The sequence below is a fragment of the Nisaea nitritireducens genome (assembly GCF_014904795.1).
GTDB classification, from domain to species: domain Bacteria; phylum Pseudomonadota; class Alphaproteobacteria; order Thalassobaculales; family Thalassobaculaceae; genus Nisaea; species Nisaea nitritireducens.
Genome location: NZ_JACZFS010000043.1, coordinates 1 through 13,939, shown reverse-complemented (window position 1 = coordinate 13,939; position 13,939 = coordinate 1). Strand labels below are relative to the sequence as shown.

The following is a 13,939-nucleotide window of genomic DNA, read 5'->3' as shown; positions in this document are numbered from 1 at the left end:
GGGTTCGTTTCCCGCCGCAGCTCCGCCGACGTCCTTAGTGAAATGAGTACCCTTATCGACATCCGCGACCTTACGGTCCGCATCGATCTTCCTGAAGGGCCGGTCTTCCCGGTCCGCAACGTCTCTCTGAGCCTTGAGGAAGGCGAAACCGTCGGCCTTGTGGGCGAGAGCGGATGCGGCAAAACGCTGACATGCTTGTCGGTGATTGGTTTGCTCGGCCGTCGCGCCTCGATCGAGAGCGGCAGCGTGGTCTTTCAGGGTGTCGAAATCGATCCTGACGACCCGGATGACAAGCGCAGACGATCACGCGGCATGGGCATAATCTTCCAAAATCCGATGACCTGTCTGAACCCGGTCCGCACCCTCGGGTGGCAGGTTGCCGAGGCCTATCAGATCCGCACCGGCGAGAGCCGTCGCGTTGCACAGAGGCGAGCAACAGAGTTGCTTGATCTGGTTGGCATTCCTGAGCCGAAGCGCCGAGCCGCTGATTATCCCCATCAAGTCTCCGGCGGACAACAGCAGCGCGCGATGATCGCCATGGCGATCGCCGGAGGCCCCGCCCTTCTCATCGCCGATGAGCCGACGACGGCACTAGACGTCACGATTCAGGCGCAAATTCTCGATCTCTTGGCTCGCCTGCAGCGGGAGATTGGCATGGGCATCCTGTTCGTGACCCACGATTTGGGCCTCGTGGCAGAGGTCGCCGACCGGATGGCGGTCATGTATGCGGGACGTGTTGTTGAACTGGCGCCTGCCGATGCCCTTTTTGCCCAGCCGCGGCATCCTTACACGCGCGGGCTCCTGACTTCCCTGCCTTTCCTCGACGATGATATCGATCGCTTGACACCGATAGAGGGAACGGTACCGCCGCTGCATGCGATGCCGCCGGGCTGCGCCTTCGCCCCACGCTGTTCGCAGGCATCGCCGATCTGCAGCACCCCGCCCGACTTACGGGCATCAGGTGACGGTTTGATTGCCTGTCATCACGGCTTGAAAACGGACACCGTAGCTGCATGAACGGAACGTCGCATGAACCGGCACCGATCCTTAGGGTTCAGGGATTGGCCAAGCGGTTCCCGATGCCGCGTGAGCGGCTATTCGGACCGAGACCGATGCTGACGGCAGTGGCCGATGTGTCATTCGATCTTACCGCCGGAGAAACACTGGCGGTGGTCGGCGAGAGCGGGTGCGGCAAGTCGACGGTCGGCAATCTGGTCCTCAATCTCCTGGCGCCCAGTGCCGGTGCCATCGCGTTCGAGGGTGAAGATCTGTCACACGCCAATGCAGCCCGCTGGCGCGCCCGGCGCCGGGATTTGCAACTCATCTTCCAGGACAGCCGAGGCGCACTCGACCCCCGCCTGACCATCGACCGGCAAGTGGCCGAGGGTCTGGATATCCACCGCATCGGTGCCCCATCGGACAGATTGGAGAAGGCCCGTCAGATGTTGGACTCTGTCGGGCTTGGTGGTCATCTGATGGGGCGGTACCCGCACGAGCTGTCTGGCGGTCAGCAGCAACGGGCAGTGATCGCGCGTGCGTTGGTGCTGGAGCCTAAGTTGGTGGTCTGCGACGAGCCGGTGGCCGCACTCGACGTGTCGGTCCAGGCTCAGGTCGTCAACCTGTTGCAAGACCTTCAGCGCACCTACGGCTTGACCTATTTATTCATCTCCCACGATCTCAGCGTGGTGCGCCACGTCGCCGACCGGGTCGCGGTCATGTATCTCGGCCGGTTCGTCGAGGTTGCAAGCCGTGACGCACTGTTTTCCCAGCCTGCCCATCCATACAGCCGCGCGCTGATCGGAGCGGTACCCGCGGCCCGGTCGCGGCATGGCCGCCGGGTGCAGCCGGTCGCCCTGCACGGTGAGCCACCGAGCCCGCTGTTTCCCCCACAGGGGTGTGCGCTGAACCCGCGCTGTCCGTTCGCCACCGATCAATGCCGGCAGGAGCGCCCGGACCTGCGCCCACTTCCCGGCGGCGGCTTCGTGGCCTGCCACCACGTGGAGAATCTCCTGTGAACCTTCGTTATGTCTCGATCAAGCTTCTGCGGGCGATCTTCACCCTCTGGCTGGTGGTAAGCTTCGTCTTCATCGTGTTGCGGATCACAGGCGACCCTACCGAGCAGCTTTTGCCCGACGATGTCGGCGAGGAAATACGGGAGTATTACCGCATCCTCTGGGGCCTCGACCGGCCTGTCTGGGAGCAATATCTGCTCTATTTCAAGGCCGCATTCCAGGGAGACTTTGGCGTCTCCTTCCGTAATAGTCAGCCGGCTCTCGACCTCATCTGGCAGCGAGTTCCGAAGACCGTTGAGTTGGGTACGGCGACGTTCGTCACGGCACTCGTATTTGGTATTCCGCTTGGCGTAATGGCGGCGATCTGGAGGGATAGCTGGATCGACCGGCTGACCATGTCCTTCGCCGTGTTCGGGTTCTCGATGCCTAACTTCTTTCTGGGCATCCTGCTGATCCTGTTGTTTGCGATGAACCTTCGGATGCTGCCCAGTTCCGGCTATGGCACATGGGAGCATATGGTCATGCCGGTGTTCACATTGGCGACCGCCTTTGCGGGTGCGATTGCCCGCTTTACCCGCTCCGCCATGCTCGACGTGCTATCGAAGGATTACATCCGAACCGCCGAGGCCGAGGGTGCGTCGATGTCCCGGCGGGTCTGGCTGCACGCCTTTCCCAATGCAGCCGTGCCAGTTGTGACCATTGTCGGTTTCAGCCTGGGCGGGATGATCGGTGGTGCCGTGGTGACCGAAAACGTGTTCGCCTGGCCGGGGGTCGGACGCCTGCTGACAAGTTCTGTTGCCGACCGCGACCTCGCGATCGTGCAGGGCATCGTGGTTCTGGTTGCGATCACCATGGTGACTGCCAATTTCCTGGTTGATCTCGCCTATGGCTGGCTCGACCCCCGGATCCGGCTGGGTAGTGGAGGGCAATCACGATGAGCGCCGAAACCGTTGCTTCGGCGAAGCCTGAGGCACCCGCCCCGCGCGGCGAGCGATTCTGGCGCATGCCAATACTGGTTTGGCTCGCAGCCGGTTTCCTCGTTCTGGTCGCTGTTATCGCAACATTCGCCCAGGTGCTGATGCCTTACGGCTATGAGGACACAAACCTGCTGTTTCGGCTGAAACCGCCATTCTGGTCGTCCCTCTCGATTGAGGGACACGTGCTCGGCACCGACAAGCTCGGCCGTGACTTGCTGTCGCGCCTGCTGGTGGCGACCCAGGTTTCCATCGCACTTGCCCTGCTGGGAACCTTGATTGGTGCAGTTCTTGGCACTGTTCTCGGCGTCCTTGCCGCACATTATGGCCGACTGGTCGACGAGATCGTCATGATGCTGGTCGATTGGCAGGCGGCGATGCCATTTCTGATCATCGCACTCGCTGTGTTGGCATTCTTTGGCAACAATTTTTATCTGTTCCTGGCGCTCATGGGGCTCGCTGGTTGGGAGACCTATGCCCGGCTTACCAGAGGTCTTGTCTTGTCGGCGAAGGAGCAGGGATATGCCGTTGCGGTCCGGGCATTGGGCGCACGGCCCTGGCGACTGTATGTCCGCCATATCCTGCCGAACGTGATCGGTCCGTTGATCGTGCAGCTGACGCTGAACTTTCCCCAAACCATCCTGCTGGAGACCTCCCTCAGCTTTCTGGGGCTCGGCATCCAGCCGCCACTGACCTCTCTCGGCCAGATGCTGGGCGAAGGACGGGATTACCTGCTGACTTCATGGTGGCTGGCGGTGATCCCGGGGGCTGTGATCTTCATCACCACCTTGTCGATGAGCCTGTTCGGTGACTGGTTGCGGACACGCCTCGACCCGACCCAGCGTTAAACGCGTCAGGGCCAGCGTTTAACGCTTCAGGAATGGTCGTCGACCGCATGCCGGCCGAGGTTGGGATCATTGACCAGGATGCCGTCGATATCGGCTGCGATCAGATTGGCCAGTGATTCAGGCGCTGCGTCTCCGACAGCACGGCCGGTGTCCGGTCCGCCGGTCGTCACCCAGAGTGTGCAGCCTTGCGACCGCAGACCGGAGACCGTTGCCGGATCGGCCTGCGCCTCCCACAGCCGGACAAGGGTAACGCCGGCATTACGGAACGAGAGCAGCGGTGCGCTCTCTCCATGCAGGGCCAGAATACCGGCATCCGGCAGTTGGGTTCTGCACGGCCGGACCAACGCCGCGTCCCGCAGGCCGAGAATGATCGCCGACGCCGGGAAGTCGGCCTCGTTTGCAGCAGAAACGATATGCGTGAGCACGATCGGGTCCCGCGCCTTGACGTCGAGCATCAGCGGAATACGCCCTCGCGCTGCCCGCATCAAAGTGGCCAGTCGCGGGATTTCAGCTCCGGCGCGCCGGGCACGGGTATCAAGTTCCTCGGCCGAGAGGTCGGCAACGGCACCGTCATCACCCGCGAGCCGCGAAAGGTGTGCATCATGCGATATCACTGCGATGCCATCGGATGAGATACGAACGTCTGCTTCCACCGCATCGGCGTGGGCGGCGACTGCCCGCTCCAGCGCAGAGACACTGTTCTCCGCTGCTGCGGCGGAATGGCCGCGATGGGCGATCACCCAGGGGCGAGCGGAGCTCATGCCGCGATTGGATGGGCATTGACCCTATCGGCGAAGGCACGCAGATGGCGGAGGCTGTCGGCCAGCATCGCGCGGGCATGGCCCTGAAGCTCCAACACGGCGAGCGTGCCCGGGAGAACCGGTGACGCGTCTGCGAGCGCCGTCAGGTCCATGCATCCAATCCCCAAGGGCGCGTGCATATCGCCCACACCAAAATACATCCAGTCCGGCTGAGAGGTGATCGAGGGAATTGTCGGCATACCGGACGCCTCGCTGATATGAATATGACCGGTGAAGGGCGCCATCGCCGCCGCGCCTGCGACAGGGTCCAGACCAAGAAGACCGGCACCCTGCTTGGCGTGGCTGTAATCGAGACAACCGGTCACGGCCGGGTGATCCAATGCGCCGAGCTGCCGGGCCAGTGCCGCCGGATCAAGCGAGTAGCTGGTGGCTTTGCCACCAATAACAGCCAGGTTCGGGCTTATGTTCTCAAGGGCGATCCGAACGCCGCAATGTGCCGCGTGATCACCGAGGGCGGACAACTCCTCGCGCTCAAATGCAAGCAGGCCGTCAGGGTCCGAGGCCCAATCGGCGGGATCTGCCCGTCCAGCATGGATGACGACGATAGGCGCGCCGATCTCGGCGGCCAGATCTACCGAAACTCGTGCGGCGGAGCGGTGCATAGCGATGTTGTCACGGTCCATGAAGTCGATCGGGATTGGTGCGTGCAAGGTCGGCACCAACGGCCGCTCCTCGCAAAGCGCCCGAAGCTCAATCGTGCGTGCCGGCAGCAATCTAGCGTTGGCGACCACACCAAGTGAAGAAGCATAAAGCTCCATCACATCGGCACCGAGCGCCGCCAACTCGTCGGCTTGGTCCCGGACCCGGTCCAGATCGCCATTGACGACCCCGAGACTGGCACCGATCCCGGCAACGCGTTTCATGCTGTCCATATGCGCACTCCTATCGGATGACGAGACAGTTGGTCTCGACACCCAATAAGTCTTTACATCTTTGTATGACTTCCGAATGACATCGCACTCTTAAATCCATAAGCGCTGACTGCCCGTTCGGGGCTAAGTCTGGTCCGCCTCGTCGTCCATATCGTTCAACGGGATGCTGATTGATATCCGGGTTTCGCTGGAGCCGAAGCTTCGCTTGATGGTGCCATTGAGTTCGAAGCGGATGCTGGCATCGATTAGCCGGGTGCCAAAACCCGAGGAAGGGGTATTCCCTTCTTCTTTGGCGTTCGCTTCAGCTCCGCTTGCCGGATCGGCGGAATCTGACCCGGACGGTCGGCGTTCAACCCACTCAATGGTGACCCGGTCGCCATTTTCCTCGTGCCGCCAGGCGATCGACAAGGTGCCGTCTTCCTCCGCCACGCCGCCGTACTTCATCGCGTTTGTGGCCAGTTCATGAAACGTCAGGCCAAGAGCCTGGGCCGCAGTCTCGCCAAACTCAACATTCGGCCCGTCCAGTGCTTCTTCCGGAATGCGGTCCCCGAAGACCTGATTAAGTTCCGCCTGCAAGAGGTCGCGCAGGGCAGCACGGCGCCAACTGGATTCCGTCAGCATGTCCTGCGCATTGGCCATGGCCTGCATGCGCGATTCAAAGGACTCACTGAATTCCTCAAGATTGTCTGAATTGATGGCGGTCTGACGGGCCATCGCAAGAATTCGGGCGATGGAATTCTTGATGCGATGCTTGGTTTCCTGCAGCAGGAGATTCTTGTCCTCGACGGTTTTCTCCGTCATCGCCTGCATCTCGTGCGCTGTCCGGATTGCCTTCAGTTGCAGGCGAACCAACACTGCCGCCGCGATTGCCAGCAGGATCGTCGAGAGCGCCAATAAACCGGTGCGCCAATAACGTGACGGGTCCAGAAATTCTACGGTTGCATAGGCTCTGATTGACCAGATACGTCCGGCCACATTCAGATCCCGGTTCACCGTGAACATGCTTGTGGCGGCAATTTCGGCGAAGTCATCCGACTGAAACAGCACCGTTTCGCCGCCATCAGTGACATCGCGAGTCTCGATAACCAGCGGTAGATTGACGGCGCCAACAAGAGCTTCGCGATGGAGATCGGCGGCAACGAATGGCGCGTAGATAAATCCTTCGACGGTCGGAGGCTCTGATCTGGATACGCGGTGAGACATCGTCAACTGGTCGGGAAACGGCAGGTAATAGAGAAAGCCGCCCTGCTTTTCTCCGGTGATCTCCTGCACAAGGTCCACAGGACCGCTCGCGGCGCCTTCGCCCGTATCGAGGGCCCGTTGCATCGCGGCCCGCCGCACCGGCTCGCTGAACATGTCGTAACCAAGCGCGGCTTCGTTGGCACGATCAAGCGGCTCAAGAAGAACGATTGGGGTTCTTCGCGCGACCGTGGCAGCCGGCCAGACCGGTCGCGGGCCGCCATAGCGCTCGCTCAGTTCTTCTTCAATAGGGGCTTCGTCGCCGGCATCGATCAACTTCGCCAGCCCTAGCCCCAGAATGCCGCCGAACCGGTTTTTCAGATCGAGTGCAGTGACAAATTCCCTCATCTCGCTTTTCGAGACAGCGCCGTCGCGGGCGGTGAAAAAGGCATTCGTGGCCTGCAGAAGCGTGAGATACCGGCTGATCCGGTCATCGATGCGCTCGACTGTTTTATCCGCAATGCGCGCAAAGTGCAGGCGCGTGCTTGCATCCTCGGCGCGAAATACCACAACCGTCATGGCAGCGCCGACGGCTGCAACTGCAAGGAAGGCGAATGCAGGCAAATATCTATTCAAGGATTTTCCGATCTCCCGAACGATTTAATAGGGGCAAACGAACCGTCCGGCAATATTTCCAATACAAGATAAATGGCTTCTCCCGCAGCGGTGCTGTGTCCCTTTCGGCCATCAGTGACGCACCAAGGCCTCTACGCGCAGTGCACTCCAGGCTAGGCACCAGGCCAGGGCCGCGGGGGTCTCAGGGAGCAGATATCTGAAAAATGCGTATGAAATGTGGGGATGCGGCCCGGTTTCCGCGCCTTTTGCCCGACAATTGCCGCAACAGCGCCATCTCCCGATATCCCGCAATCGGATGGAACTTTTCCAGCGCGAAGGCGTTCTACATGTATCTGCAGCCCGCGCCCGATGGCTCCCCCCTGATGGCGCACCCCCAAGGACTGCGGAAACCAATCGGATTTTATCCGAGAGTCATTTGTCGGCGTCGCCTTTCCCCGGGCGGCGCCGACTTTTTTTTCAGGTCGGATTTTCCTGTGTGAAGGTGAGGTCGTAAGCGACGTGATCGGCTGCAATCCGATAGTGCGCTACGCCGTTGACGGCATTCGGCACAACGCGCTCCAGGACGATGCTGCCGAACCGGCCGTCTTGCTGTTCGGCCTCTGCGTTCGAGGCCTCGCTCTCCGGTCGTGTTTCGTGCCAGCGGATTGAGACCTGCTGCCGGGCTCCCTCCAGAGTGCTGTCGCAGATCAGCGTGACCGGCGCGGTCGCTTTTGACGCCCCGCCATGGCTTGCCGCATTCACGATCAGTTCATGCAAGGCAAGGCCGACATGCAGGGCTTCGTTCGGAGACAGCCAGGGATCGTCTCCTTCGACAGTGATGCCGGAATGATCTTCTGAGACGTATTTCTCGATCTGCTGCGATGCGAGATCGCGAAAGCGCGCACCGGTCCAGCTTGAATCCGTGATCAGGTCCTGCGACTGGGACAGGGAGTAAAGCCTTCCGCGGAATTTCGTCAGGAAGCTGTCCAGTGTGCCGGAGTGCCGGGCCGTCTGGGTTGCGATGCTTTGAATGATGGCGAGGAGATTTTTGCTGCGGTGACTGAGTTCGCGCAGCAATGCTTTCAGGGTCCGCTCCCGGCGCCGTTCCTCCGTAAGGTCGACGATCGTGGTCATGATGAGGGCCGGGTTATGAGTGGGAACCAGCAACTCGACGTTGAACTCGAAAAACTGGTTCTGACCGACGGTCATTTCCTGCTTCTGGTTTTCCTGCTGCGTGATGGCATCGGTCTTCAGGCTTGTCAGTGCGGCGCCGATTTCGGGGCCGAACATGTCCTCGTCGCGCGGTGAATGCGCGGGCAGGACCGACCAGCAGTCGGGCAGGTTGGCGATGAAAAGATAATCGAGGGATGCATCCTGAAGGGTTACGCAAACCCCCGACCGGATAAGGGCGCGCACGAGGTGATCGCGAAGGTCTGCCTCGTTCTGTCCACCCTTTTGCCAGGTCAGATGTTCGACCGGCAATGTCACGATAGTACCCTCCGTAAATGCTGAATTTCTCCGGCAGCCCGATGGCGACTCTCGCCGTGCGGGCTGCCTGAAGGATGGAATATGGCCCGCCTAAACCCTGCGGAACAGGCGGAAGACCATCGATATTGCGAACAGCACCAGGAATATGACGAACAGGATTTTCGCGATTCCGGCGCTGGCACCGGCGATCCCCGTGAAACCGAGGACGCCGGCGATAAGCGCGACGATGAAGAATAAAAGTGCATAGCCAAGCATGATTGTCTCCCGTGTGGTTCGGGAAGAACAACGTGCCGGTGCGTCATAGGTTCCATCGAATGCACTAGATGAATCCGGTCACGCTGGCTCCGTAACCTTTTCCATGAAGAACAGAGCCTGACTGATCAAGGCTTTTACCATGTCCGGATTGAACGGCTTCGTGACCAGGAAGGCCGGCTCCGGCCGCTCGCCGGTCAGGAAGCGTTCCGGGAAGGCGGTGATGAAGATCACCGGGATGTTGCTGTTGGACTTCAGGATCTCGTTGACCGCGTCGATCCCGGAGCTGCCGTCGGCGAGCTGGATGTCGGCCAAGATCATCTTCGGCTTTGTGTCGGCGAACAGCTTGACCGCTTCCTTGTGGGTGCGGGCGATGCCTGTGACCCGGTGGCCGAGGGTCTCGACCATCTGTTCGATATCCATCGCGATCAACGGCTCGTCCTCGATGATCATGATGTCGGTCGCGACCTGACGCGAAATCTCGATCGAGGCCTCTTCGAGCAAACCGCCGACCTCAGTTTTGTCGACCGACAGGATTTCAGCGATATCGGCTTCACTGAAACCCTCGACCACGAGCAGCAGGAAGGCCTGCCGGGCAGTCGGCGGGACGGCTGAGAGGTTTGCGGCCGCCCGCTGTTCCCATGCATAGGGTGATGGACCCGGTTCGACCGGAATGGTGGTGGAACCAAACAGGGTGGCGAAGAGTTTGAATAGGGAGACGCGATCACTGGACGTCTCTGGAAAACAGGATACATCCGCTATCAGCGCTTCGAGGGTTGCGGCCACGTAAGCGTCACCGGATGTTTGGGAGCCCGTCACGGCCCGGCCATAACGGCGCAGGGACGGAAGATGGGGCGCGACACGGTTTGACAGAGACATAGCTTGAAACTCCAAGGTTGCCTGAAACAGGCGTAAGATGAAGGCTAAACGCGCGTCTGAAAAAAAAGTTCCCCGACGATGGAACTTTTTTTGCCGCTGATCGTTATTGAAGCAAAACTCTAACCCGAGAGTGTGCCACATGCCGTTGAATCCACCTCAGAAAACTACCGGATCCGCGCGACCGTCCGCCCAGAAAACGGACGACGTCAACGCGCAGATATCAAGCAAACTGCACCAGCTTTATGAAACGGTGCGCGAAGAGGAAATTCCGGACCGGTTCCTGGATCTGCTCGAGAAGCTCGATGAAGCGGAAAAAGCCTCCGGCCGGGAGACGTCCAAATGAATGCCGCGCCGGGACCGGACGGCCCCGCCGAAGGGCTGTCTTTCAAACGCGAGATGCTCTCGAACTTGCCGAACCTGCGTGCTTTCGCGGTTTCCCTGATCGGCAGCCCGGACCGGGCGGACGACCTGGTTCAGGACGCCATCATGAAAGCCTGGGGAAAGCAGGAAAGCTTTACGCCCGGCACCAACATGAAAGCGTGGCTCTTCACCATTCTGCGCAACGAGTTCTACAGCCAGATGCGCAAGAAAGGCCGTGAGGTCCAGGATAGCGACGGCTACTTTGCCGAGCGTCTCTCCGTGCATCCGGCCCAGTATGGTTCGCTCGACATGCGCGATTTTCGCCGGGCGCTTGAGCAGTTGCCGGATGATCAGCGTGAAGCCCTGATCCTGATCGGCGCTTCCGGATTTGCCTATGAGGAAGCGGCGGAGATCTGCGGTTGCAAGACCGGAACGGTCAAGAGCCGGGTGAACCGGGCGCGCCAGCGATTGCAGGAAATTCTCTCGGTCTCCGGTGCCGCGGACTATGGCCCGGACCCTGAAGTGGGGCAGGTCTCGGATACTGCTTTCGTTGTCTGAGGCCACGTTCTTTTCCTGAAACGTTCGGGGTATCCGTCCATGCGTGCTGTTGCTGTCCTGAACCGTGATGGTGGCACTCTCAAAACCACGGATCTCAATGCTTATGCGGAAACGCTGACGGCGGCGTTCGAAGAGGCCGGCCGGTCGCTCGAATGCCGTCAGGTCGCCGGTCGGGATCTCATTGAAGCTCTCGAAGATGCCGCCGGTGATCGCGCGGTCGAACTCATTGTCGCTGGCGGCGGGGACGGCACTATCTCTGCCGCGGCCCGTATCGCCTGGCAGGCGGACAAGGCTCTCGGGGTCTTGCCCGCCGGAACCATGAATCTTTTCGCCCGTGCGCTGGGTATCCCGCTCGACCTTGAGACAGCGGCCATAGCACTGGCTAAAGCCCCCATCAGCACAAGTGACCTCGCCACCGCAAATGGCGAGGTTTTTGTTCATCAGTTCTCCGTCGGCATGCAGCCACGTGTCGTCCGCGACCGCGAGGCTGCGGACTATTATTCACGCATGGGCAAGATGCTCGCCAGTCTCAGGGCGATTGCGGCGATGTTTCAGCGCCCGCCGTCTTTTCCTGCCCGCATTGTCATCGACGACACTGAAGAAGAAGGCCGTTACAGCCTCGTCGTGGTCGCGAACAATCTTTATGGCGAAAGCCACATGCCGTACCCGGACACGCTGGAAGGCGGCGTACTCGGCATTGGCCGCGCGCCGGTTCTCCCGCCTTCGGCCAATCTGAGAATGATCGCCGATCTGGCGGCCGGGGAGTGGCGCCGGAACGATGATTTCGACATGCATCCGGCTCGCTCCGTGTCATTGCATTTCCCCCGACTAACGCATGATGCGCACGCCACTGTAGACGGCGAGCTGGTCCCGCTGAAGGAGACGGTGGAGCTGAAAATTCACCCGGGCGCGCTCAAGGTCCTGAAACCGTAAATCGTTGTGCCGCCGTCCAAAGAGGGCGGCACATTTCCCGATCATAAAAGCCGGCAGCGATGCCGGCTTTATGCGTTTCTGGTCCAGGGCGGCGATTAAGGGCAGCGTGAGCCAGGACGTGATGCAAGGACAGGGAGACAATAGGGCATAAAGAAAACCGCCCCCGGTTCAGAAACCGGAGGCGGCAAGTCGCGTATTCGGGAGGATTTCAAGCGACGTTTACTGGGTCGTGACGGTAACCTTCTTGGTCTTGGTCACCTGGCCACGGGCCACGACAACAACGCGGCGGTTCAGGCGTTCGCGGACGCCGTCACCGGTTGCCACGGCCGGGGCGGTTTCGCCTTCAGGCTCGACCTGAAGCTGCCCGTAGTCACCGATGGTCATGCCCTGGCGCATCAGCTCTGTACGAACCGAGTCCGCACGGCTGGCAGAAAGCGCGAGGTTGTAGTCAGCCGGACCGGACGTATCGGCATGGCCTTCGATAAAGAGGGTAACAACCGGCTGGATGTTCTTCATTTCCGCGACGAACTTATCCAGTTTCGCCTGTTCCGTCGTATCGATGGTGGCCTTGTCGAAGGGGAAGTAGACGGTTTCCCGGGCGACTTCCTCGACAACGGTCACAATCTCCATCTCGGCTTTCTTCGGCTCTGATTGCGCCTTTTTCGGCGGTTCCATTGCCGTACGGAGTCCTGCCAGCGCGGCTTCGAACTCATCCTTGCAGGCAGCGATATGAGTAGGCTGGTGGCCTTCTTCCTGCTGCTCTACCCAGCAATCATACTTGGCCTGGGCAAGGGCCGCTTCGAGCGGCGCCGTGGTCCGGGCTCCCTTGTTGAACAGAGTCATCATGCTGGAACGGGCAAGTTCCAGTTCCTGCAGCTTGGCCGGATCCTCGATCGCCCATTCAGCGGGGTCGGAGGGCATCGGGGTTTCGCCGTTCGCGGCCATGACGCCCTTGGTGGCGTGGTTCTCGGCGTCGATCCAGTCATACATCTCGTCGGCTTCGAAAATGCTGAGCTGCTTGTACTCACGCACCAGGCCGGAATTGAAATCGGTGCCGGTCGGCGCCATCGTCCGGATCTGTTCGACATTATCGAAGAAAACCGCGGCATCGACTTTCGCCGGCATAACAGCCAGGAGTGCGACAGGGATGGTGCTCAGAAGATATTTTTTCATGATGACCTCTATTTACTGTGCCGCCCTTAATAAAAAGAGCTATGAGGGAACTTATTGTCTCTGTTGTTCAGTGACGGAAAGGTGATTTCTTCCTTTCGATCTTGCCTTAACAACGTACGACGCTGAGATTGGTTCCAATTTATTTTTCGATTATTTGTCGGTCGCGTTTTCAATCGCGTCGCCGGTCTCCTCGACAGCATTGTCGATGTTTTCGCCAAGCTGCTCGGCCGGCCCTTCTGAATCGCAGGCGGCGAGACCCGTGGCGCCAAGCATGACGAGAGCCAGCAGGGCAGCGATCCGCGGGCCGGCGGTACGAGTGGTGGTCGTGCGATTAAGGTCAGACATCGAATTCTCCTTTGCAGTCGGTAGTCGGGCAGTGCCGGGGCATCTGCATGCCGTGTCCGTTTCGGATCGGCGTTGTTGCGATGTGCCTTTGATGAACGGGGCTGGATCGAATTCGTTCCATGCAGATTTCTCCGCCGGTGTCTGGGGCAGGCATTGGGAGAAGGTGAAAGGAACCAATTCGAGAGTTGGTCGTTTTCCATTCAGACGGGCGGATCCGCTACCGGATGTAACGGGTCGCCAACCGAATGGAGGACATGATGAAACGCACGACATTCCGCAAACTTCTGACCACGACCAGCCTCGTCGCCGCTCTGGCGCTTGCCGCACCGGCGGCGCTCGCCGGAACTGGTACCCAGACAGGTTCCAGTGCGCAGTCCGAGCCGACCATGACCCTTGAAGAGCTTGATGCACAGCGTGCCGAGATGGCGCAAACCATCGAAAAATGGGGCCATCAGATTTCTGACTGGACCGAACGCAAGGCAGAGAAGGCCAGCGATGCAGCGGATAGCACCGCCGAGGTTGCCTCTGAGAACCTGCAGATCGCCTGGGCCAATGTGAAAGCGGCATGGTCGGACGTGGAGCGCGCTTCGGCTGATGGCTATGACAAGGCCAAGCAACGCTTCAATTCCG

The 13,939-nt window shown here is 60.2% G+C and carries 16 protein-coding genes; 8 read left to right on the top strand and 8 right to left on the bottom strand.

Features of this window, described 5'->3' with window-relative positions; translation table 11 throughout:
• Window positions 1–42: 42 nt before the first annotated feature.
• The 4 genes from IG629_RS14515 to IG629_RS14500 are packed head-to-tail and all read left to right on the top strand — an operon-like array spanning window position 43 to window position 3,834.
• Complete coding sequence (locus IG629_RS14515) at window positions 43–1,017, top strand: ABC transporter ATP-binding protein (RefSeq protein ID WP_193172663.1); 975 nt, start codon at window positions 43–45, stop codon at window positions 1,015–1,017.
• Window positions 1,014–2,015 carry an ABC transporter ATP-binding protein gene (locus tag IG629_RS14510; protein WP_193172662.1) on the top strand — a complete coding sequence of 334 codons (1,002 nt, stop codon included), beginning with the start codon at window positions 1,014–1,016 and terminating at the stop codon, window positions 2,013–2,015. Before IG629_RS14515 ends, IG629_RS14510 begins: the two co-directional genes overlap by 4 nt.
• Window positions 2,012–2,950: an ABC transporter permease gene (locus IG629_RS14505; protein WP_319025094.1), complete on the top strand. Its 939-nt coding sequence runs from the start codon at window positions 2,012–2,014 to the stop codon at window positions 2,948–2,950. The genes IG629_RS14510 and IG629_RS14505 overlap by 4 nt, the downstream gene beginning before the upstream one ends.
• The gene (locus tag IG629_RS14500; RefSeq protein WP_193172660.1) at window positions 2,947–3,834 is read left to right on the top strand and encodes an ABC transporter permease; all 888 of its coding nucleotides are present in this window, start codon (window positions 2,947–2,949) and stop codon (window positions 3,832–3,834) included. The genes IG629_RS14505 and IG629_RS14500 overlap by 4 nt, the downstream gene beginning before the upstream one ends.
• Window positions 3,835–3,860: 26 nt before the next feature.
• Here the strand turns inward: IG629_RS14500 and IG629_RS14495 are convergent, their stop codons facing one another.
• From IG629_RS14495 to IG629_RS14470, 6 genes are all read right to left on the bottom strand, one after another.
• Window positions 3,861–4,595, bottom strand: coding sequence for a glycerophosphodiester phosphodiesterase (locus IG629_RS14495; protein ID WP_193172659.1), 735 nt, complete (start codon window positions 4,593–4,595; stop codon window positions 3,861–3,863).
• Window positions 4,592–5,527 (bottom strand): sugar phosphate isomerase/epimerase family protein, encoded by a 936-nt coding sequence (locus IG629_RS14490; protein ID WP_193172658.1) that lies wholly within the window; start codon window positions 5,525–5,527, stop codon window positions 4,592–4,594. The genes IG629_RS14495 and IG629_RS14490 overlap by 4 nt, the downstream gene beginning before the upstream one ends.
• Before the next feature lie 123 nt (window positions 5,528–5,650).
• A complete protein-coding gene (locus IG629_RS14485) occupies window positions 5,651–7,342 on the bottom strand; it encodes a CHASE domain-containing protein (protein ID WP_193172657.1) in 1,692 nt (563 codons plus the stop codon).
• A 456-nt stretch (window positions 7,343–7,798) separates the two neighbouring features.
• Window positions 7,799–8,809, bottom strand: coding sequence for a sensor histidine kinase (locus tag IG629_RS14480; protein WP_319025093.1), 1,011 nt, complete (start codon window positions 8,807–8,809; stop codon window positions 7,799–7,801).
• Between the two features lie 90 nt (window positions 8,810–8,899).
• A complete protein-coding gene (locus IG629_RS14475; protein ID WP_193172656.1) occupies window positions 8,900–9,064 on the bottom strand; it encodes a DUF1328 domain-containing protein in 165 nt (54 codons plus the stop codon).
• Window positions 9,065–9,142: 78 nt separating this feature from the next.
• On the bottom strand, window positions 9,143–9,940 hold the full coding sequence (locus tag IG629_RS14470; RefSeq protein ID WP_193172655.1) for a response regulator: 798 nt from the start codon (window positions 9,938–9,940) through the stop codon (window positions 9,143–9,145).
• 139 nt (window positions 9,941–10,079) lie between these two features.
• Between IG629_RS14470 and IG629_RS14465 the strand changes: the two genes are divergently transcribed.
• From IG629_RS14465 to IG629_RS14455, 3 genes are read left to right on the top strand one after another with little or no spacing between them, the layout of a single operon-like run.
• Window positions 10,080–10,283: a NepR family anti-sigma factor gene (locus IG629_RS14465; RefSeq protein ID WP_193172654.1), complete on the top strand. Its 204-nt coding sequence runs from the start codon at window positions 10,080–10,082 to the stop codon at window positions 10,281–10,283.
• On the top strand, window positions 10,280–10,858 hold the full coding sequence (locus IG629_RS14460; protein WP_193172653.1) for an RNA polymerase sigma factor: 579 nt from the start codon (window positions 10,280–10,282) through the stop codon (window positions 10,856–10,858). The genes IG629_RS14465 and IG629_RS14460 overlap by 4 nt, the downstream gene beginning before the upstream one ends.
• Window positions 10,859–10,897: 39 nt before the next feature.
• Entirely contained in the window at window positions 10,898–11,791 is an 894-nt protein-coding gene (locus IG629_RS14455; protein WP_193172652.1) for a diacylglycerol/lipid kinase family protein, read from the top strand.
• A gap of 219 nt (window positions 11,792–12,010) precedes the next feature.
• On the opposite strand, the gene IG629_RS14450 is transcribed toward IG629_RS14455, so the two are convergent.
• Both IG629_RS14450 and IG629_RS14445 read right to left on the bottom strand, forming a co-directional pair.
• A complete protein-coding gene (locus tag IG629_RS14450) occupies window positions 12,011–12,964 on the bottom strand; it encodes an OmpA family protein (protein ID WP_193172651.1) in 954 nt (317 codons plus the stop codon).
• A 150-nt stretch (window positions 12,965–13,114) separates the two neighbouring features.
• A complete protein-coding gene (locus IG629_RS14445; RefSeq protein ID WP_193172650.1) occupies window positions 13,115–13,309 on the bottom strand; it encodes a hypothetical protein in 195 nt (64 codons plus the stop codon).
• 257 nt (window positions 13,310–13,566) lie between these two features.
• Between IG629_RS14445 and IG629_RS14440 the strand changes: the two genes are divergently transcribed.
• Window positions 13,567–13,939: hypothetical protein (locus tag IG629_RS14440; RefSeq protein WP_193172649.1), on the top strand; the 373-nt coding region annotated here is incomplete at its 3' end.

Bases quoted from the DNA above. Each gene is read 5' to 3' on its own strand.
- IG629_RS14475 (WP_193172656.1), bottom strand. From the start codon at position 9,064: ATGCTTGGCTATGCACTTTTATTCTTCATCGTCGCGCTTATCGCCGGC.
- IG629_RS14515 (WP_193172663.1), top strand. From the start codon at position 43: ATGAGTACCCTTATCGACATCCGCGACCTTACGGTCCGCATCGATCTT.
- IG629_RS14470 (WP_193172655.1), bottom strand. From the start codon at position 9,940: ATGTCTCTGTCAAACCGTGTCGCGCCCCATCTTCCGTCCCTGCGCCGT.
- IG629_RS14500 (WP_193172660.1), top strand. From the start codon at position 2,947: ATGAGCGCCGAAACCGTTGCTTCGGCGAAGCCTGAGGCACCCGCCCCG.
- IG629_RS14490 (WP_193172658.1), bottom strand. From the start codon at position 5,527: ATGGACAGCATGAAACGCGTTGCCGGGATCGGTGCCAGTCTCGGGGTC.
- IG629_RS14460 (WP_193172653.1), top strand. From the start codon at position 10,280: ATGAATGCCGCGCCGGGACCGGACGGCCCCGCCGAAGGGCTGTCTTTC.
- IG629_RS14450 (WP_193172651.1), bottom strand. From the start codon at position 12,964: ATGAAAAAATATCTTCTGAGCACCATCCCTGTCGCACTCCTGGCTGTT.
- IG629_RS14445 (WP_193172650.1), bottom strand. From the start codon at position 13,309: ATGTCTGACCTTAATCGCACGACCACCACTCGTACCGCCGGCCCGCGG.
- IG629_RS14510 (WP_193172662.1), top strand. From the start codon at position 1,014: ATGAACGGAACGTCGCATGAACCGGCACCGATCCTTAGGGTTCAGGGA.
- IG629_RS14455 (WP_193172652.1), top strand. From the start codon at position 10,898: ATGCGTGCTGTTGCTGTCCTGAACCGTGATGGTGGCACTCTCAAAACC.
- IG629_RS14495 (WP_193172659.1), bottom strand. From the start codon at position 4,595: ATGAGCTCCGCTCGCCCCTGGGTGATCGCCCATCGCGGCCATTCCGCC.
- IG629_RS14465 (WP_193172654.1), top strand. From the start codon at position 10,080: ATGCCGTTGAATCCACCTCAGAAAACTACCGGATCCGCGCGACCGTCC.